A 19,653-nucleotide genomic window follows, 5' to 3' on the forward strand; every position below is an offset into this window, starting at 1 on the left:
CCGCCTTGCCTTACGTTAACGTAAACGTCATATAATCGTCCGGCCCCGTCAGTGCGGTCGTCAGAACCGCCGGCGCGTGGCACGCCAGCCACATATCCGAGCGGTGGAGACAATGACTGATCTTTCCGATGTGAGCAGGACCGCGGCGCCCAAGCCGCGCGCAGCCACGGGCAAGGGCCCCATTTCGCCCACCACGCCCGCTTCGCCGACCAACAAGGTGCGGTTTGTGACCGCCGCGTCATTGTTCGATGGCCACGACGCCTCGATCAACATCATGCGGCGCATCCTCCAGTCCCACGGCTGCGAGGTGATCCACCTGGGGCACAACCGCTCCGTGCACGAGGTGGTGACCGCCGCGCTGCAGGAAGACGCCCAGGGCATCGCCATCTCCAGCTATCAGGGCGGGCACGTCGAATACTTCAAATACATGATCGATCTGCTGCGCGAGCACGGCGGCGAGCACATCCAGGTGTTCGGCGGCGGCGGCGGCGTGATCGTGCCGGACGAGATCCGCGAACTGCAGGCCTACGGCGTGGCGCGCATCTACAGTCCCGAGGACGGCCAGCGCATGGGCCTGGCCGGCATGATCGCCGACATGGTGCAGCGCTGCGACATCGACCTGACCCGCTACGCGCCCACCTCGCTCGATGCCGTGGCCGGCGGCGACCGCCGCGCGCTGGCCCAGCTGATGACCGCGCTCGAGAACGGCCGCGCCGACCCGGTGCTGGTCGAGACCCTCCATGCCCAGGCGAAGACCGCCACAACGCCGGTACTCGGCATTACGGGGACGGGCGGTGCCGGCAAGTCGTCGCTGACGGACGAGCTGATCCGCCGTTTCCGGCTGGACCAGCAGGACGCGCTGTCGGTCGCGGTGATCTCGATCGACCCGTCGCGGCGCAAGTCCGGCGGCGCGCTGCTGGGCGACCGCATCCGCATGAACGCGATCAACCATCCGCACGTTTTCATGCGCTCGCTGGCCACGCGCGAGGCCGGCTCGGAGATTTCCCAGGCGCTGCCGGACGTGATTGCCGCCTGCAAGGCGGCGCGCTTCGATCTGGTGATCGTGGAGACGTCCGGGATCGGGCAGGGCGATGCGGCCATCGTGCCGCACGTGGACCTGTCGCTCTATGTGATGACGCCCGAGTTCGGCGCGGCGAGCCAGCTCGAGAAGATCGACATGCTCGACTTCGCCGACTTCGTCGCCATCAACAAGTTCGACCGCAAGGGCGCGCAGGACGCCTGGCGCGACGTGGCCAAGCAGGTGCAGCGCAACCGCGAGCAGTGGCACAGCAAGCCCGACGAGATGCCGGTCTATGGCACGCAGGCGTCGCGCTTCAATGACGATGGCGTGACGATGCTCTATCAGGGGCTGGCCGCCGCCCTGGCCGAGCGTGGCCTGGCGCTGAAGCCCGGCGTGCTGCCGGCCACCAGCGGGCGGATCTCGACTGGCCAGAACGTGATCGTGCCGCCGGCGCGCAGCCGCTATCTGGCCGAGCTGGCCGACACCGTGCGCGCCTACCATCGCCGCGTGGCCGAGCAGAGCCGGCTGGCGCGCGAGCGCCAGCAACTGCGCGCCGCCGGGGCGATGCTAAAGCAGTCCGACGCCAGCGGCGATACCGCCGCGCTGGACACGCTGGCCGCCGACCGTGACGCCGCGCTCGGCGCCGTGGAGCGCAAGCTGCTGGCGATGTGGCCGCAGATGCAGCAGGCATACAGCGGCGACGAATACGTGGTGAAGATCCGCGACAAGGAGATCCGCACGGGGCTGGTGACCACCACGCTCTCCGGCACCAAGATCCGCAAGGTGGTGCTGCCGCGCTTCGAGGACGACGGCGAGATCCTGAAATGGCTGATGCGCGAGAACGTGCCGGGCAGCTTCCCGTACACGGCCGGCGTGTTCGCGTTCAAGCGCGAGGGCGAGGACCCCACCCGCATGTTCGCTGGCGAGGGTGATGCATTCCGCACAAATCGCCGTTTCAAGCTGGTGTCGGAAGGGATGGACGCCAAGCGCCTTTCCACCGCGTTCGACTCGGTCACGCTCTACGGCGAAGACCCGCACCTGCGCCCGGACATCTACGGCAAGGTCGGCAACTCGGGCGTCAGCATCGCCACGCTCGACGACATGAAGGTGCTCTACGACGGCTTCGACCTGACCAGTCCGAGCACGTCCGTGTCGATGACCATCAACGGACCCGCGCCGACCATCCTGGCGATGTTCATGAACACCGCCATCGACCAGAAGCTGGACAAGTTCCGCGTCGACAACGGCCGCGAGCCGACCGCCGACGAGGAATCGAAGATCCGCGCCTGGGTGCTCCAGAACGTGCGCGGCACGGTGCAGGCGGACATCCTCAAGGAGGATCAGGGCCAGAACACGTGCATCTTCTCCACCGAGTTCTCGCTGAAGGTGATGGGGGACATCCAGGAGTACTTCGTCCACCATCAGGTGCGCAATTTCTACTCGGTGTCGATCTCGGGCTATCACATCGCCGAGGCCGGCGCGAACCCGATCTCCCAGCTCGCGTTCACGCTCTCGAACGGCTTCACCTACGTGGAGGCCTACCTCGCGCGCGGCATGCATATCGACGACTTCGCGCCGAACCTGTCGTTCTTCTTCTCGAACGGCATGGACCCCGAGTACAGCGTGCTCGGCCGCGTGGCGCGCCGCATCTGGGCCGTGACGATGCGCGACAAGTACGGCGCCAACGACCGCAGCCAGAAGCTCAAGTACCACATCCAGACGTCGGGACGCTCGCTGCACGCGCAGGAAATCGACTTCAACGACATCCGCACCACGCTGCAGGCGCTGATCGCCATCTACGACAACTGCAACTCGCTGCATACCAACGCCTATGACGAGGCGATCACCACGCCGACCGGCGAGTCAGTGCGCCGCGCGCTGGCGATCCAGCTCATCATCAACCGCGAATGGGGCGTGGCGAAGTGCGAGAACCCGAATCAGGGCAGCTTCCTGATCGAGGAGTTGACCGACCTCGTGGAAGAGGCCGTGCTGCAGGAGTTCGAGCGCATCGCCGAGCGCGGCGGCGTGCTCGGGGCGATGGAAACCGGCTACCAGCGCGGCAAGATCCAGGAGGAGTCGATGTACTACGAGCAGCTGAAGCACGACGGCACGCTGCCGATCATCGGCGTGAACACGTTCCGCAATCCGGAAGGGGACCCGACGCCGCAGAAGCTGGAGCTGGCGCGTTCGAGCGAGGAGGAGAAGCAGAGCCAGCTGAACCGCCTGGCGGAATTCCAGCAGGGCCACACGGCGGACGCCCCGGCGATGCTGGAGCGGCTGCGCCAGGTCGTGATCGCCAACCAGAACGTGTTCGCAGTGCTGATGGACGCCGTGCGCGTGTGCTCGTTAGGGCAGATCACGCACACGCTGTTCGAGGTCGGCGGGCAGTATCGGCGCAACATGTAGGAGTGGATGCAGGCAGCCGACGCAACGCTAGAAGAAGGTGCGGTAGCGGAAGTAGCCGTTTGTCCGCGCCGTGGACTCCATCTTTCCGGTGGGTCGGAACGCGCACCGCGAGTCGTGGATGTAGTCGTCCATGAGCTTGTGCACGCTTGGTGGCAGGGCGCCCGGCGCTTCCAGTGCTGCCAGCAGGCGAGCCGTGGCGGCATCCACGCGCGGCGCGTTGGCGATGCTCGGGCCTACGCGGCCTCCTGCGGGAATAGGCGGACGCATCGCCACGCGCAAGCTTCGGTGGTGGGTGGCAAAGTCCTCGGCCCCTTCACGCAGGTCGATCTGGTCGGGGTCCTTTCTCGCCCGCTGGTAGAAGCGGCGTCGCTCCAGCGCCTGGCCCGGCAAGTGCAGGCCGCTGCGCCATTGCAGGTACTGATGGGTATGCGCCTCGAGGAAGGCTTGCGTTGCCGGCTTGCCGGTGGCACTTGGCGCGATGCCACAGGTCGCATAGAAGTCATTGACGGTGGCGATCAGGTCCGGGGAGCAATGGAAGGCCCGGGCGAGGCCGGGGTCCTCCTGGATTTCATCGGATGACAACAGCGGCACACCGCCGACGAGCGCCGCGTGGTGCATGTCGATCAGCGGTATCTGCGATAACTGCGGTGACAATCCCCAGTCCGGCATGGCCTTGCCTTGATCACCGGGCCGGTAGCCGCCTCCCACGTCTGAATGCATACCGGGGTAAGCCACCTGCTTGCCACGCGCCATTTCCAGCGGAAAGCTGCCGCGCTGTTCGTGCAGGGCGATGAAATGCACGCATTGTTCGATGGCGGGGTGGATGGCCATATGGGCGCCCCAGGAACCATGGCCGTCGGCGCCCGGAATGCCGTCGGGGATGCCGACTGCAGCGACCGTATCGAACAGGCCCATGAAGTGGATGCGAATCGGTATGCCAGCCAGCCGGTAGACGCCATCTTTCTGCGCAAGAAATTCGAACAGCCAATGGGCGAATGCGCGGGCTGCGGCGGCGCCGCGAGAGAATCCGAACACCGCGACATTGATCCGCGTGACCTTGCGCTCGCGGTCTGCCACCACTTTCGCCAGTTTGTTCTCCCAGGTCTTGAACGCGAGCTTGCGCATGGGATCATTCGGGTCATAGCTCATGCCTGATACGACGGCTCTCATCACGTGATCTGGGAGCATGTCGACCTGTGTCAGATAGACGTGCACCGAATTCAATACGCTGAGAATCGCCCAGTGAATGCGATTGGCACCGCGAAATCCGGCCCCCAGCCCTAGCGGACCGCCATAGTCGCCAATTTCCTTGAATGGCGTGCCAACGCCCGGAATGTAATGGGCGAAGATGCCCTCTTCCCGCTTGTCTATGCACGCGTCATACAGGCGCGCGACATTGCTGTGCTTATTCGCCTCCGCTTGTGTGCAGCCAAGCCCAGGCTCGTTCCAATCCTTGTTGTTGCCCGTGCCATCGAAGAACAGACTGACAAACACCTGGCCCTGGCACTGCGCCGGGTCCCGCTTGAAAACACAGGCCATTACCCGCGCTCGCTGCATCGTTTCTCGTGGCGAAAGTTCGCGCTGTCCATTCGCAGGCATCGGTGCAGGTATCGTAAGGTTGTATGGCATATTGCTCAGGCTCGGATGTACTTCACAATTTGGCTTCGTCGCCTTTAAGCGGATAGTCGGGATGACTGAGGTCCATCATGGTGACGAACACCTTAACCTCGCCGCCGCGCAGGAAATGGACAGCGAACCGGCCGCCCTCGTCGGGGCCATACTGTGGCACTTCCACGTCGCGCTCCATGGCGTTTTCTCCACCCCAATCGCTCCACCAGACCTTTACCGTCATACCCGGCTTGTAAGCGCGTGGAATGCTTGTACAACAGGTGAATTTTCCGCCGCCACGATGTGCTCCCAAGTACGCACCGCCATACTCGTTGACCCCAAAGCGGTAGATGCTCCTGTCGGTGTGGTTGTAGCCCACCAGATTCAACGTCATCTGGTCTTCGGTGCATCCGGTCAGTGGCAGGCACAGCCCGGCCAATAGGCAAAGACGCCAGACTGACGGGAACCATTTCGTTTCGCGGCGATGACGCGTATTGGCAGGCATGGACGAAGTCTTTGTCACAGTTCGGCATCCTCACCCTTGAGCGGATAGTTGGGATGCCAGTAGCCCATCATGGTGACGAACACCTTGACCTCCCCGCTGCGCAGAAAATGCACGGCAAATGCACCGCCTTCATCTGGTCCATACCGTGGCACTTCCACAATGCGCTCCATGGCGTTTTCCCCACCCCAGTCACTCCACCAGACAGTGACCGTCATCCCAGGTCGGTAGGCGCGTGGAATGCTGATGCAACAGGTATGTCCCCCGCCGCCGCGGTGTGCTCCCAGGTAGCCACCGCCATATTCGTTGACGCCAAAACTGTAGATGCTCCTGTTGGTATGGTTGTGGCCCACCAGATTCAACGTCATCCGGTCTTCGGTGCACCCGGTCAGTGGCAGGCACAGCCCGGCCAATAGGCAAAGACGCCAGACTGAGGGGAACCATTTCGTTTCGCGGCGATACCGGACATTCGCAGGCATGGACGAAGTCTTTGTCACAGTTCGGCATCCTCACCCTTGAGCGGATAGTCCGGATGCCCGAGGCCCATCATGGTGACGAACACCTTGACCTCGCCGCCGCGCAGGAAATGGACAGCGAACCGGCCGCCCTCGTCGGGGCCATACCGTGGCACTTCCACGTCGCGCTCCATGGCGTTTTCTCCACCCCAATCGCTCCACCAGACCTTTACCGTCATACCCGGCTTGTAAGCGCGTGGAATGCTTGTACAACAGGTGAATTTTCCGCCGCCACGATGTGCTCCCAAGTACGCACCGCCATACTCGTTGACCCCAAAGCGGTAGATGCTCCTGTCGGTGTGGTTGTAGCCCACCAGATTCAACGTCATCTGGTCTTCGGTGCATCCGGTCAGTGGCAGGCACAGCCCGGCCAATAGGCAAAGACGCCAGACTGACGGGAACCATTTCGTTTCGCGGCGATGACGCGTATTGGCAGGCATGGACGAAGTCTTTGTCACAGTTCGGCATCCTCACCCTTGAGCGGATAGTCCGGATGCCCGAGGCCCATCATGGTGACGAACACCTTGACCTCCCCGCTGCGCAGGAAATGGACAGCAAATCGGCCGCCCTCGTCGGGGCCATACCGGGGCACCTCCACAACGCGCCTTATGGCGTTCTTCCCATCCCAATCACTCCCCCAGACCGTTACAGTCATACCGGGCTTGTAGGCGCGTGGAATGCTGATGCAGCACGTGAAACCCCCGCCGCCGCGGTGTGCCTGCAGGTGGCCGCCGCCATACTCATTGACGCCATAGCGGTGGATGCTCCTGTCGGTGTGGTTGTAGCCCACCAGATTCAACGTCATCCGGTCTTCGGTGCACCCTGTCAGCGGCAGGCACAGCCCCGCCAGCAGCGCCAGACGAAGCGTTCCCTTCCACCCTGCAGTACGGCCGATCGCGTGTGCCATCGATGAATCCCTCGGTTGCCATGGCATTGCACCTTAAACGCTGACCGGGGCACTGAAAATGCGTGAACGTTCACTTGCTGCGGAAGATCAGCAAGGACGTTGATTTCATCGAACTACGATTCCCATTGATGGAGACGTTGTGTAGGCGCGCGCTGCGCTACACTCGAAGGTTGCCGCGCGTCATCCTTGCGCGGGTCCAAGCCACGCAGAAGGAGGGCCCTGATCCCATGTACGACAACCAGAACATCTTCGCCCGCATCCTGCGTGGCGAACTCCCTTGCTTCAAGATCTACGAGGACGCGGACACCATCGCGTTCATGGACATCATGCCGCAGACCGACGGCCACGCGCTGGTCGTGCCGAAGGAGCAGGCAGTGGACCTGTTCGGCCTGTCCGAGGCCGGCGCGGCGGCGGCGATCAAGTCCACGCAGCGCGTGGCGCGTGCCGTGCGCGAGGCCTTCCAGCCGGACGGCATGGTCATCACCCAGTTCAACGGCGTGGCGGCGGGACAGACCGTGCCGCACATCCATTTCCACATCGTGCCGCGCTACGCGGACCAGCCGATTCGCGGCCATGCGCGCGAGCAGCAGGACATGGCCGTGCTCAAGGAGCACGCCGAGCGCGTAATCGCGGCGCTGGCGAAGCTGCCGGCCTGATCGGTCCCGATTTCATTCCCGGATACACGTAACGACACAAGGAAGTTCGACATGGCAATCAAGACAGTAGGCATCGTCGGTGCCGGCACGATGGGCAACGGCATCGCCCAGGCCTGCGCAGTAGCTGGCCTGGACGTGGTGATGGTCGATATCAGCGACGCCGCCGTGCAGAAGGGCATCGCCACGGTGGCCGGCAGCATGGACCGGCTGATCAAGAAGGAGAAGGCGACCGAGGCCGACAAGGCGGCGGCACTGGCGCGCATCCACGGCAGCACCGCCTACGACGACCTCAAGAAGGCCGATATCGTCATCGAGGCTGCCACCGAGAACCATGAGCTGAAGCTCAAGATCCTCAAGCAGATCGACAGCATCGTCGGCGCGCACGTGATCGTGGCGTCGAACACCTCGTCGATCTCGATCACCAAGCTGGCTGCGGCGATCTCGCGCCCGGACCACTTCATCGGCATGCACTTCTTCAACCCGGTGCCGATGATGGCGCTGGTGGAACTGATTCGCGGCCTGCAGACCAGCGATGCCACGCATGCGGACGTCGAAGCGCTGGCCAAGCGGCTGGGCAAGTATCCGATCACGGTGAAGAACAGCCCGGCCTTCGTGGTGAACCGCATTCTCTGCCCGATGATCAACGAGGCGTTCTGCGTGCTGGGCGAGGGCCTGGCGTCGCCGGAAGAAATCGACGAGGGGATGAAGCTGGGCTGCAATCATCCGATCGGGCCGCTGGCGCTGGCGGACATGATTGGCCTGGATACGATGCTGGCGGTGATGGAAGTGCTCTACACCGAGTTCGCCGATCCGAAGTACCGTCCGGCGATGCTGATGCGCGAGATGGTCGCCGCCGGCTACCTCGGCCGCAAGACCGGGCGTGGGGTTTACGTGTACAGCAAGTAAGTCGATAGCACTACCCTTGGTTTTCTCCCCTCTCCCGCTTGCAGGAGAGGGGAGAAAACCGCCTCACTCCCCGTACTGCCGCAATCCCTCCAGGTCGAGCACCTCGATCACCCCGTAGTCCACCCGCACCAGCCCCTGCTGTTCCAGCACCTTCAGCGCCTGGTTGGCGCGCTGCCGCGAGATGCCGGCGAGCAGGCCGATCTCCTCCTGCGAGATCTCCAGCGTATTCCCCAGCCCCGGATACAGGTGTTCGTTGAACAGCGACGACACCGCGCGCGCCACGCGCGAATCGATGTCCAGCAGCCGTTCGTACTCCACCGCCGCAATGAACTGCCCGAGCCGCTCGTTGAACTGCATCAGCAGGAAGCGCGTGAACGGCAGGCTGGTATCCAGCAGCCACTGAAAAGTCTCGCGCGGGATGAACGCGATGCGCGAGCGGCGCAGCGCCATCACGTCGTATTTGCGGATTTCCGACTTCAGCACCGCGCCTTCGCCGAACCAGCCGCCGGTCGGCACGCCGGTGAAGGTCACCGACTTGCCCGAGGGCGACACCGTGGTGATCTTGATGATGCCTTCCACCACCCCCAGCCAGTGTTCGGCCAGGTCGCCCTTGTGGCAGACATAGTCGCCCTGGCTGTACTCGCGCACGGTAGTCACGCGTTTGACACGCTCGCGCTGGGCCGGGCTGAGGTCCACGGCCCAGGCGCAACGGTCGATGAAATCATGGGAAATCGCCACTCGGTGCTCCCGTAGGGATTAACCCGGAATTGTCATCGGCGTGACAACCCGGGGGGATGGCATCGGCTATCTTACGATCACTACGGAACCGGCCCGGCCTGATGTCACAAGGCCTGGCGGCATGATGCGGTGCGAGAAGCGCCGCTTGGCGCCCAGTATAGCGACCGGTCCGGCGGCTTGATACCCGGCGTGGCCCCTACGCCCCCTGGGGGAGAGGAGACAGCGATGCAGGAATCGTCGGCAACGACCTTCCCGCGATGCCTGCTGGCGCACGCCACGCAGCGGCCGGACCATCCGGCCCATCGCGAGAAGGATCTCGGCATCTGGCAGACATATAGCTGGTCGCAAGCCGCGCGCGAGGTCCGCGCGCTCGCCTGCGGGCTGGCCGCGCTTGGGTTCCGGCGGGGCATGAACCTGGCCGTGGTGGGTGACAACCGCCCGCGTCTCTATTGGGCGATGACCGCCGCGCAGGCGCTCGGCGGCGTGCCGGTGCCGCTCTACCAGGACGCCATCGCCAACGAGATGGTCTATGTACTGGAAGACGCCGAGATCGAGTTCGCCGTGGTCGAGGACCAGGAGCAGGTGGACAAGCTGCTCGAGGTGGAGGCCCAGCTCGCCGCGCGCGGCCGCGCCGTGCGCCATCTGATCTACGAAGACCCGCGCGGCCTGCGCGACTACGACCATCCCTCGCTGCTCTCCTACGAACGCCTCCAGGAGATCGGCCGCGAGTACGATGCCGCGCACCCCGGATTCTTCGATGAGCAGGTGCAGGCCGGCCAGCCCGACGACACCGCGATCATCCTCTACACCTCCGGCACCACCGGCAAGCCAAAGGGGGTTTGCCATTCCCACGGCGGCCTGATCGGCGCGGCGCGCAACGGCTGCCAGTTCGACAAGCTCGGCCCCGCCGACGACGTGCTCTCCTACCTGCCGATGGCCTGGGTGGGCGACAACCTGTTCTCGTACGCGCAGGCGCTGGTCGCGGGCTTCACGGTGAACTGCCCGGAGTCCCGCGAGACCGTGATGACGGACCTGCGCGAGATCGGCCCCACCTACTACTTCGCGCCGCCGCGTATCTATGAAGGGCTGCTGACGCAGGTGATGATCCGCATGGAGGACGCTGGCTGGGTCAAGCGCCGCCTGTACGACTGGGCGATGGGCGTGGCGCGCCGCTGCGGCGCGGACATCCTCGACAAGCGCCCGGTGCCACTGGCGGACCGGCTGCGCTACGCGCTGGGCGAATGGGTGATCTACGGCCCGCTGCGCAACGTGCTCGGCATGAGCCGCATCCGCGTGGGCTACACCGCTGGCGAGGCGATCGGCCCGGACCTGTTCCGCTTCTATCGCTCCATCGGCGTGAACCTGAAGCAGTTCTACGGCCAGACCGAGACCTGCGCCTACGTGTGCCTGCAGCCGGACGGGCAGGTCAAGTTCGACTCGGTCGGCCCGGCCGCGCCGGGCATGGAGATCCGCATCGCCGACAACGGCGAGGTACTGGTGCGCGGCGTGGGGCTGCTGAAGTCCTACTACAAGCGTGACGACGCCACGCGGGAGGCCATCAACGACGAGGGCTATTTCATGACCGGCGACGCCGGCGTGATCGACGCCGACGGCCACCTCAAGATCATCGACCGCGCCAAGGACGTCGGCAAGCTGGCCGACGGGTCGATGTTCGCGCCGAAGTACATCGAGAACAAGCTCAAGTTCTTCCCGTACATCAAGGAGGCGGTGGCCTTCGGCACGGACCGCGAATCGGTCTGCGCCTTCATCAACATCGATTTCGATGCGGTGGGCAACTGGGCCGAGCGCCGCCACCTGGCCTATGCCGGCTACGTGGACCTGGCCGCCCAGCCGGAAGTGATCGCGATGATCGCCGAATGCGTGGAACAGGTGAACGCCGACCTGGCGGCGGACGCCATGCTGGCCGGCTCGCAGGTGGCGCGCTTCCTGATCCTGCACAAGGAGCTGGACCCGGACGACGACGAACTGACGCGCACGCGCAAGGTGCGGCGCGGCTTTATCGCCGAGAAATACGCGGTGCTGGTCGAGGCGCTGTACGCGGGCAAGCCCGAGCAGTTCATCGAGACGCGCGTGAAGTTCGAGGACGGTCGCGAGGGCAGTGTCTCGGCCACGCTGAAGCTGGTGGACGTCAAGCGTTTCCCGCCCACGGGCGGCGCGCGCGCGGCATGAACAGGGGAATGGCATGACGCAGATGGCATGGCGCGTGGACGCCACGGGCACGATGGCGCCGGCAGGCACGATCACCGCGCCGGGGCACGCCGATGGCGTGCAGCACGAGGGGCTCCGCACCGGCGACGCGCTGGAGCCGGACTCCACCCTGCACACCCGCACGCGCGGCGACGTGATCCTGGACCTCCAGAACATCTCGCTCGCGTTCGGCGGCGTGAAGGCGCTGACCGACATCTCGTTCGATGTCTGCGAGCACGAGATCCGCGCGATCATCGGCCCGAACGGCGCCGGCAAGAGTTCGATGCTGAACGTGATCAACGGCGTCTATCACCCCCAGCAGGGCCGCATCGTGTTCCGGGGCGAGGAGCGGCGCCAGATGCATCCGACCGCCGCCGCGCGGCAGGGCATCGCGCGCACGTTCCAGAACATCGCGCTGTTCAAGGGCATGACCGTGCTGGACAACATCATGACCGGCCGCAACACCCAGTTCCGCACCGGCCTGTTCGCGCACGCGCTGTGGTGGGGCCCGGCGCGCGCCGAGGAGATCCGGCACCGGCACAAGGTGGAGGAGGTGATCGACTTCCTCGAGATCCAGGCCATCCGCAAGACCCCGGTGGGGCGCCTGCCGTACGGCCTGCAGAAGCGCGTGGAGCTGGCGCGCGCGCTGGCGGCGGAGCCGTCGATGCTGCTGCTGGACGAGCCCATGGCCGGCATGAACGTGGAAGAGAAGCAGGACATGTGCCGCTTCATCCTCGACGTGAACCAGCAGTTCGGCACCACCATCGTGCTGATCGAGCACGACATGGGCGTGGTCATGGACATCTCCGACCGCGTGGTCGTGCTCGACTACGGCAAGAAGATCGGCGACGGCACGCCCGAGGAGGTCAAGGCCAACCCCGACGTGATTCGCGCCTACCTCGGCACCTCGCACTGAGCATCGGACCCCATCATGACCTTCTTCTTCGAAATCCTGATCGGCGGGCTGCTCTCCGGGCTGATGTACTCGCTCGTGGCGCTGGGCTTCGTGCTGATCTACAAGGCGTCCGGCGTGTTCAACTTCGCGCAGGGGGCGATGGTCTACTTCGCCGCGCTGGCCGTGGTGGGGCTGATGGACAAGGGCATGCCGATGTGGGCGGCGTTCATCGGCGCCTTCGTGGTCATGATCATCGTGGGCATCAGCACCGAGCGGCTGGTGCTGCGAAAGCTGGTCAACCAGCCGCCGATCACGCTGTTCATGGCGACCATCGGGCTGTCGTTCTTCCTGGAGGGGCTCGGGCCGCTGCTGTTCGGTAACGAGGTGCGGCCGATCAACCTCGGCATCGTGGACGAGCCGATCGAGGCCATCCTCACCCGCTTCAACATCGTTATCTCGAAGTTCGACCTGGCCGCCGCCGCGATTGCCGCCGTGCTGGTGGCCGCGCTGGCGCTGTTCTTCCAGTACACCAAGGTGGGGCGGGCGCTGCGCGCGGTGGCGGATGACCACCAGGCGGCGCTCTCGCTCGGCATTCCGCTCCAGCACATCTGGGCGATCGTCTGGGGCGTGGCCGGCTTCGTGGCGCTGGTGGCGGGCATGCTCTGGGGCTCGCGCAACGGCGTGCAGTTCGCGCTGACGCTGACCGCGCTCAAGGCGCTGCCGGTGCTGATCCTGGGCGGCTTCACCTCGGTGCCGGGGGCCATCGTCGGCGGGCTGATCATCGGCGCCTCAGAGAAGCTGGCCGAGATCTACATCCCGCCCGTGTTCCAGGCGATGTTCGGCGGCAACTTCGGCGGCATCGAAGGCTGGTTCCCCTATGTATTCGCGTTGCTGTTCCTGCTGGTGCGGCCCGAAGGGCTGTTCGGCGAGAAGCACATCGACCGCGTGTAACCCGTCCGGAGACCGACACCATGCTCTATCGTGAAGCCGGGCAGTTCAAGACCAGCTACATCGCCGACAGCCAGATCTTCCCGATCCGCCAGGACCGCATCGGTTTTGCCGTGCTGATGGCAGTGGCCTTCGTCGCGGTGCCGTTCACCGCCTCGGAATACTGGTTCAACGCGATCCTGATCCCGTTCCTGATCTTCTCGCTCGCGGCGCTGGGGCTGAATATCCTGACCGGCTACGCCGGCCAGCTCTCGCTGGGCACGGCGGCCTTCATGGCCGTGGGCGCGTACGCGGCGTACAACTTCCAGTTGCGGATCGAAGGCATCCCGGTGCTGGCCACCTTCCTCCTGGCCGGGCTGTCGGCGGCACTGGTGGGCGTGGCGTTCGGGCTGCCCTCGCTGCGGATCAAGGGCTTCTATCTCGCCGTGGCCACGCTGGCGGCGCAGTTCTTCGTGGTCTGGGCGCTGACCAAGTTTCCCTGGCTGTCGAACAACAGCTCGTCGGGCGTGATCACGGCGCAGCGGCTGGACCTGTTCGGCTTCACCATCGACACCCCGGTGCGCAAGTACCTGTTCGTGCTCGCCTTCGTCACGGTGCTGGCCTTCGTCGCCAAGAACCTGGTGCGCTCGGCCACCGGCCGCGCCTGGATGGCCGTGCGGGACATGGACGTGGCCGCCGAGGTCATCGGCATTCCGCTGATGCGCACCAAGCTGCTCGCCTTCGCGGTCAGCTCGTTCTACTGCGGCGTGGCCGGCGCGCTCTATGCGTTCTGCTACCTCGGCTCGGTGGAGCCGGACGGCTTCTCGCTCGACCTCTCGTTCCGCATCCTGTTCATGATCATCATCGGCGGGGTAGGCAGCATCCTCGGCTCCTTCCTCGGCGCCGCGTTCATCCTGCTGCTGCCGATCTTCCTCGACAACGTGCTGCCCGGCCTGGCCGCGCTGCTGCACCTGCCGTTCACGAACGCCACGGTGTCGCACATCCAGCTGATGGTGTTCGGCGCGCTGATCATCTTCTTCCTGATCGTGGAGCCGCACGGGCTGGCGCGGCTGTGGCAGATCGCCAAGGAGAAGCTGCGGCTCTGGCCGTTCCCGCATTGATTCATCGTCGTAGCCCATAACAACGCCCGTCTACGAGGCGAAAGGTCAAGGAGACTGTCATGACAACCCTGATTCGCAATGTGCAGCGCGCCGCCCTGGTGGTTGGCGTGGCGGCGGCGCTGCTGGCGCCGTCGCTGCCGGCGCTGGCGCAGGCCAACGAGCAGTTCGTGGCGTTGCCGAGCTACCGCGTGGGGCCCTACGGCGCCAACGGCCAGTCGTTCTACGGCGGCTTCATCGACTACCTGAACTACGTCAACCTCAAGGATGGCGGCATCAACGGCGTGAAGCTGAGCTGGGAAGAGTGCGAGACCGAGTACAACAACGCCAAGGGCGTGGAGTGCTACGAGCGGCTCAAGTCGAAGAACGCGACGACCAAGGGCACCGCGTACCACTCGATGTCCACCGGCATCTCCTACGCACTGGTCGACAAGACCGCCGCTGACAAGGTGCCGCTGGTGATGATGGGCTACGGCCGCACGGACGCCGTGGACGGCTCGGTGTTCCCGTACGCGTTCCCGCTGGTCACCACGTACCAGATGCAGGTGTCGGCCATCGTCAAGTACCTGGCCACCAAGAGCGGCGGCTCGCTCAACGGCAAGAAGATCGTCTACCTGTACCACGACTCGGCCTACGGCAAGGAGCCGATCGTCGCCCTGCAGGCGGAGGCGCGGCTGAACAAGTTCAACCTGGTGGAGATTCCGGTGGCGCACCCCGGCAACGAGCAGGGCGCCCAGTGGCTCAAGATCCGCCAGGAGAATCCGGACTACGTGATCTTCTGGGGCTGGGGCGTGATGAACCAGACCGCGCTGAAGGCGGCGCAGAAGGTGGGCTTCCCGCGCGACAAGATGATCGGCTCCTGGTGGGCTGGTTCCGAGGAAGACACCGTGCCGGCCGGCGACGCCGCCAAGGGCTACATGAGCGCGACGTGGAACGTGGCGGGCCGCAACGTGCCGCTGATCGCCGACATCGACAAGGTGGTGTACGGCGCCGGCAAGGGCAATATGCAGGACCGCAACAAGGTCGGCTCGGTGCTCTATAACCGCGGCGTTTCGGCGGCCGTGGTGACCGTGGAGGCGATCCGCGTGGCGCAGGACAAGTTCGGCAAGGGCAAGATGATGTCCGGCGACCAGATGCGCTGGGCCTTCGAGAACCTGAACGTGACCAACGCGCGCCTGCAGCAGCTGGGCGCCACCGGCCTGCTGCCCGAGATCAAGACGAGCTGCGACAACCACGAGGGCTCCGGCAAGGTGAAGATCCAGCAGTGGGATGGCGCCAAGTGGGTGGTGGTGTCTGACTGGATCGAGGGCAACAAGGCGCTGATCCACCCGCTGTTCAAGGCCAACGCGGCGCAGTACGCGAAGGAGAAGGGCATTACGCCGGCCTGCGCGAAGTCGTAAGCGCGGCCTGCGGTTGTCTCCCCTCTTCCGCAAGCGGGAGAGGGGAGCGCAAAACCAGCGGCATTTGAGGTGTCCATCCATGTCCCTGCTATCCGTCAACAACATCGAAGTCATCTACGACCACGTGATCCTGGTGCTCAAGGGGGTCTCGCTGGAGGTGCCCGAAGGCCGCATCGTGGCGCTGCTCGGCGCCAACGGGGCCGGCAAGACCACCACGCTCAAGGCGATCTCGAACCTGCTCCACGCCGAGCGCGGCGACGTGACCAAGGGCTCCATCGAATATCGCGGTAATCGCGTGGACCAGCTCACGCCCAACGACCTCGTCAAGCGCGGGGTGATCCAGGTCATGGAGGGGCGCCATTGCTTCGCCCACCTGACCATCGAGGAAAACCTGCTCACCGGCGCCTACACGCGCGGGCTGTCGCGCGCAGACACGCGCCACGAGCTGGAGAAGATCTACACCTACTTTCCGCGCCTGCAGACGCGGCGCAAGTCCCAGGCCGGCTACACCTCGGGCGGCGAGCAGCAGATGTGCGCGATCGGGCGGGCGATGATGGCCAAGCCGGCGATGATCCTGCTCGACGAGCCGTCCATGGGCCTGGCCCCGCAGATCGTCGAGGAGATCTTCGAGATCGTGCGCGACCTGAACACGCGTGAGAAGGTCAGCTTCCTGCTGGCCGAGCAGAACACGATGGTGGCGCTGCGCTACGCCGACTACGGCTACATCCTCGAGAACGGCCGCGTGGTCATGGACGGCGAGGCCGAATCGCTGCGCACCAACGAGGACGTCAAGGAGTTCTACCTGGGCGTGGCCGCCAACGATGCCGATGGCGCCGCGCGCAAGTCGTTCCGCGATGTGAAGAGCTATCGGCGCCGCAAGCGCTGGCTGGCCTGAATTCCTACCCCTCCCGCACCATGGCTGACTATTTCGATTCGCTGGAAACGCGCACGCCGGCCGAGCGCGAGGCCGCGCTGCTGGCCGCCCTCGCGCGCCAGGTGGCGCACGCGCAGGCCCACGCGCCTTACTTCGCCGAGGTGCTGTGCGATGTGGACCCGCGCGACCTCACCTCCCGCGCCGCGCTGGCGGCGCTGCCGGTGACGCGCAAGTCGGAGTTGACCGCCCGCCAGCGCACCGCGCCGCCGCTGGGTGGCCTCAACGCTACGCCCATCGGCGGGCTGCGGCATGTGTTCCAGTCGCCGGGACCGATCCATGAGCCGGACGGCCATGCCGATGACTGGTGGCGCATCGCGCGCGCCATGTTCGCGGCCGGTTTCCGCGCCGGCGAGCTGGTCTACAACACCTTCTCGTACCACTTCACGCCGGCCGGCATGATGATGGAATCGGGCGCACACCGGTTGGGCTGCTGCGTGTTCCCGGCGGGCGTCGGCCAGACCGAATCGCAGGTGCAGGCCATGGCGGCGCTGCAGCCGTCCGCCTATGCCGGCACGCCATCGTTCCTGAAGCTGCTGATCGAGCGGGGCGCCGAGCTGGGAATGCCGTGCGCGAGCCTGTCGAAGGCGCTGGTCACCGGCGAAGCCTGCCCGCCGCCGCTGCGCGCATGGCTGCAGGACCATGGCGTGACCGTGCGCCAGATGTACGGCACCGCCGACGTGGGGCTGATCGCCTACGAAACCGAGGGCGGCGACGGCTGGGTGGTCGATGAAGGCGTGCTGGTGGAGATCGTCGAGCCGGGCGGCACGCAGCCGATGCCCGAGGGCGAGACCGGCGAGGTCGTGGTGACGGTGCTCGGCAACGGCGACTATCCGCTGATCCGTTTCGGCACGGGCGACCTGTCGGCCATCGTCAGCGACTCCTCGCACCGCGCCAGCCCATGCGGGCGCACCAATATCCGGCTCAAGGGCTGGCTGGGGCGCGCGGACCAGACCACCAAGGTCAAGGGGATGTTCGTCCATCCCGGGCAGGTGGCGGATGTGGTGCGCCGCCATCCCGAGATCCGCGCCGCAAGGCTGGTGGTGACCGGCATGGTCGGCGCGGACACCATGACGCTGCACTGCGACGCCACGCGCGAGGACGACGGACTGGCGCACGCCATTGCCGATTCGATCCGCGACGTCATGCGCCTGCGCGGCGAGGTGCGCTTCGTGGCGGCAGGGTCGCTGCCGCAGGATGGCAAGGTGATCGAGGACGCGCGCAGTTACGACTGAGGGGATTGGGGCGGCTCCGCCGCCTCACCATACCCACCCCGGGGCCGGGTCGGCAGCCGCACCATCCAGATGGTCACGGCGGCGCCCACCGCCAGCAGCGTCAGCGAGGACACCGGCCGCCCGCGCAGCAGCCAGGCGGTGGTCCCCATCGAAATCCACATCATCGACAGCGCCAGGCACTTGGCGCGCAGCGGAATGCTGCGATGCGCCTGCCAGTCCCGCACCAGCGGGCCGAAGCGCGGGTGCGAGATCAGCCAGTCGTGGAAGCGCTCCGAGCCGCGCGCGAAGCAGGCGGCCGCCAGCAGGACAAACGGGGTGGTGGGCAGCAGCGGCAGGAAAATGCCGATGAAGCCGAGCACCAGCGACACGACGCCGCAGGTGACCCAGAATGCCCGGATCACGCGCTCGCGGTGCGTGAGCGCGTCGCTGGCGTTGCCTGGGGAGCGGGGCCGGCGGGTGTCGCCGGCGGGGCGTTCGGAGTCGGTCGGGTGCAAAGGAAGGGGCGAAAAGGAGCGAGGGCGAAAAAACGCCCCTATCGTACCAGTCCGAGCCGAGCGCGCGCGGCGTCGTACTCTTCCTTCATGCGCGCGATGATCTCGCCGGCCGTGGCAATGTCCTCGATCTGGCCCACGCCCTGGCCAGCGCCCCAGATGTCCTTCCACGCCTTGGTCTTGGAGCTGCCGCTCGAGAAGTCCATCTTGGTCTTGTCCGCCACGGGCAGGTTGTCCGGGTCGAGCCCCGAATTGCTGATGCTCTCGCGGATGTAGTTGCCGTGCACGCCCGTGAACAGGTTCGTGTAGACGATGTCCGAGGCCGCCGCGCTGGTGATCGACTGCTTGTACTCCGCGCTCGCGTGGGCTTCCTGCGAGGCGATGAAGCGCGTGCCCACGTAGGCGAAATCGGCGCCCATGGCCTGGGCGGCCAGCACGGCGTCGCCGGTGGCGATGGAGCCGGACAGCGCGATGGGACCGTCGAAGATCTTGCGCACCTCGCCCACCAGCGCGAACGGCGAGAGCATGCCGGCATGGCCGCCGGCGCCAGCCGCCACCAGGATCAGGCCGTCCACGCCCGCCTCGATGGCCTTCTCGGCGTGGCGCAGGCTGATCACGTCGTGCAGCACGATGCCGCCATAGCTGTGCACGGCATCGATCATTTCCTTGACCGGCGCGCGCAGCGAGGTGATGAAGATGGGTACCTTGTGGTCGACGCAGACCTTCACGTCGTGCTCCAGCCGCGCGTTGGACGCATGGACGATCTGGTTCACGGCGATCGGGCCGACGCGCTTGCCCGGGTTTGCGGCCTGGAACGCGGCCAGGTCCTCCTGCATCAGCGTCAGCCATTCGTCGAGCAGCTCCGCCGGGCGTGCGTTGAGCGCGGGGAAGGAGCCGACGATGCCGGCCTTGCACTGCGCCAGCACCAGTTCCGGATAGCTGACGATAAACATCGGCGAGGCGATGACGGGCAGGGCCAGGTTCTGCAGGATCGGCGGCAAGGTCGTGGCGGCGGGCATGGGGTCTCCTCTGATCGGGTCGCAAATTGAACGATCGTTCGATTATAGGGACTTTCGCTCCGGATGGCGCCGCCCGGACGGCCGCCCGGCCTAGAGGCCCGCTTCCATTCCGCCAGGAGAGACGGACAAAAAAATGCCCCGCCGGGTAGGCGGGGCAATTACCACGAAGA

General features: G+C 65.6%; 18 protein-coding genes. 10 read left to right on the forward strand and 8 right to left on the reverse strand.

All coding sequences use genetic code 11. The features are described 5' to 3' along the window. The first annotated feature begins 112 nt into the window (after positions 1–112). Positions 113–3,427 (forward strand): fused isobutyryl-CoA mutase/GTPase IcmF, encoded by a 3,315-nt coding sequence (gene icmF / locus BM115_RS05685; RefSeq protein ID WP_092291524.1) that lies wholly within the window; start codon positions 113–115, stop codon positions 3,425–3,427. 27 nt (positions 3,428–3,454) lie between these two features. Here icmF and BM115_RS05690 read toward each other — a convergent pair whose 3' ends face one another. The 5 genes from BM115_RS05690 to BM115_RS05710 form a co-directional block, all read right to left on the reverse strand. Beyond that, positions 3,455–4,984: a T6SS phospholipase effector Tle1-like catalytic domain-containing protein gene (locus BM115_RS05690; protein ID WP_177219856.1), complete on the reverse strand. Its 1,530-nt coding sequence runs from the start codon at positions 4,982–4,984 to the stop codon at positions 3,455–3,457. Between the two features lie 94 nt (positions 4,985–5,078). Next, complete coding sequence (locus BM115_RS05695; protein ID WP_092291528.1) at positions 5,079–5,540, reverse strand: DUF3304 domain-containing protein; 462 nt, start codon at positions 5,538–5,540, stop codon at positions 5,079–5,081. Between the two features lie 14 nt (positions 5,541–5,554). Then, positions 5,555–5,905 carry a DUF3304 domain-containing protein gene (locus tag BM115_RS05700; RefSeq protein WP_222944701.1) on the reverse strand — a complete coding sequence of 117 codons (351 nt, stop codon included), beginning with the start codon at positions 5,903–5,905 and terminating at the stop codon, positions 5,555–5,557. 125 nt (positions 5,906–6,030) lie between these two features. Further along, positions 6,031–6,492 carry a DUF3304 domain-containing protein gene (locus BM115_RS05705; protein ID WP_092291531.1) on the reverse strand — a complete coding sequence of 154 codons (462 nt, stop codon included), beginning with the start codon at positions 6,490–6,492 and terminating at the stop codon, positions 6,031–6,033. A gap of 14 nt (positions 6,493–6,506) precedes the next feature. After that, positions 6,507–6,959, reverse strand: coding sequence for a DUF3304 domain-containing protein (locus BM115_RS05710; RefSeq protein WP_092291533.1), 453 nt, complete (start codon positions 6,957–6,959; stop codon positions 6,507–6,509). A gap of 227 nt (positions 6,960–7,186) precedes the next feature. Between BM115_RS05710 and BM115_RS05715 the strand changes: the two genes are divergently transcribed. Both BM115_RS05715 and BM115_RS05720 read left to right on the forward strand, forming a co-directional pair. Next, entirely contained in the window at positions 7,187–7,615 is a 429-nt protein-coding gene (locus BM115_RS05715) for an HIT family protein (protein ID WP_092291535.1), read from the forward strand. A gap of 51 nt (positions 7,616–7,666) precedes the next feature. Then, complete coding sequence (locus BM115_RS05720; RefSeq protein WP_092291537.1) at positions 7,667–8,521, forward strand: 3-hydroxybutyryl-CoA dehydrogenase; 855 nt, start codon at positions 7,667–7,669, stop codon at positions 8,519–8,521. A gap of 63 nt (positions 8,522–8,584) precedes the next feature. On the opposite strand, the gene BM115_RS05725 is transcribed toward BM115_RS05720, so the two are convergent. Then, complete coding sequence (locus BM115_RS05725) at positions 8,585–9,253, reverse strand: Crp/Fnr family transcriptional regulator (protein ID WP_092292105.1); 669 nt, start codon at positions 9,251–9,253, stop codon at positions 8,585–8,587. A 231-nt stretch (positions 9,254–9,484) separates the two neighbouring features. Here BM115_RS05725 and BM115_RS05730 point away from each other — a divergent pair, with 231 nt between their 5' ends. From BM115_RS05730 to BM115_RS05760, 7 genes are all read left to right on the forward strand, one after another. Then, on the forward strand, positions 9,485–11,449 hold the full coding sequence (locus BM115_RS05730; RefSeq protein ID WP_092291539.1) for an AMP-binding protein: 1,965 nt from the start codon (positions 9,485–9,487) through the stop codon (positions 11,447–11,449). Positions 11,450–11,462: 13 nt separating this feature from the next. After that, positions 11,463–12,383 carry an ABC transporter ATP-binding protein gene (locus BM115_RS05735; protein ID WP_092291541.1) on the forward strand — a complete coding sequence of 307 codons (921 nt, stop codon included), beginning with the start codon at positions 11,463–11,465 and terminating at the stop codon, positions 12,381–12,383. A 15-nt stretch (positions 12,384–12,398) separates the two neighbouring features. After that, on the forward strand, positions 12,399–13,313 hold the full coding sequence (locus tag BM115_RS05740) for a branched-chain amino acid ABC transporter permease (protein WP_092291543.1): 915 nt from the start codon (positions 12,399–12,401) through the stop codon (positions 13,311–13,313). A gap of 20 nt (positions 13,314–13,333) precedes the next feature. Then, positions 13,334–14,410: a branched-chain amino acid ABC transporter permease gene (locus BM115_RS05745; RefSeq protein WP_092291545.1), complete on the forward strand. Its 1,077-nt coding sequence runs from the start codon at positions 13,334–13,336 to the stop codon at positions 14,408–14,410. 59 nt (positions 14,411–14,469) lie between these two features. Next, complete coding sequence (locus BM115_RS05750) at positions 14,470–15,807, forward strand: ABC transporter substrate-binding protein (RefSeq protein WP_092291547.1); 1,338 nt, start codon at positions 14,470–14,472, stop codon at positions 15,805–15,807. A 79-nt stretch (positions 15,808–15,886) separates the two neighbouring features. Next, positions 15,887–16,702: an ABC transporter ATP-binding protein gene (locus tag BM115_RS05755; RefSeq protein ID WP_092291549.1), complete on the forward strand. Its 816-nt coding sequence runs from the start codon at positions 15,887–15,889 to the stop codon at positions 16,700–16,702. Positions 16,703–16,722: 20 nt separating this feature from the next. Beyond that, positions 16,723–17,973, forward strand: a complete 1,251-nt coding sequence (locus BM115_RS05760; RefSeq protein ID WP_092291551.1) for a phenylacetate--CoA ligase family protein — start codon at positions 16,723–16,725, stop codon at positions 17,971–17,973. On the opposite strand, the gene BM115_RS05765 is transcribed toward BM115_RS05760, so the two are convergent. Next, positions 17,964–18,467: a YbaN family protein gene (locus BM115_RS05765; RefSeq protein WP_369823467.1), complete on the reverse strand. Its 504-nt coding sequence runs from the start codon at positions 18,465–18,467 to the stop codon at positions 17,964–17,966. The genes BM115_RS05760 and BM115_RS05765 overlap by 10 nt on opposite strands. Positions 18,468–18,505: 38 nt before the next feature. Next, a complete protein-coding gene (locus BM115_RS05770) occupies positions 18,506–19,483 on the reverse strand; it encodes an NAD(P)H-dependent flavin oxidoreductase (RefSeq protein ID WP_092291553.1) in 978 nt (325 codons plus the stop codon). Between the last annotated feature and the right edge of the window lie 170 nt (positions 19,484–19,653).

Origin of the sequence: Cupriavidus sp. OV096, assembly GCF_900115455.1 — a bacterium.
Classification (GTDB): domain Bacteria; phylum Pseudomonadota; class Gammaproteobacteria; order Burkholderiales; family Burkholderiaceae; genus Cupriavidus.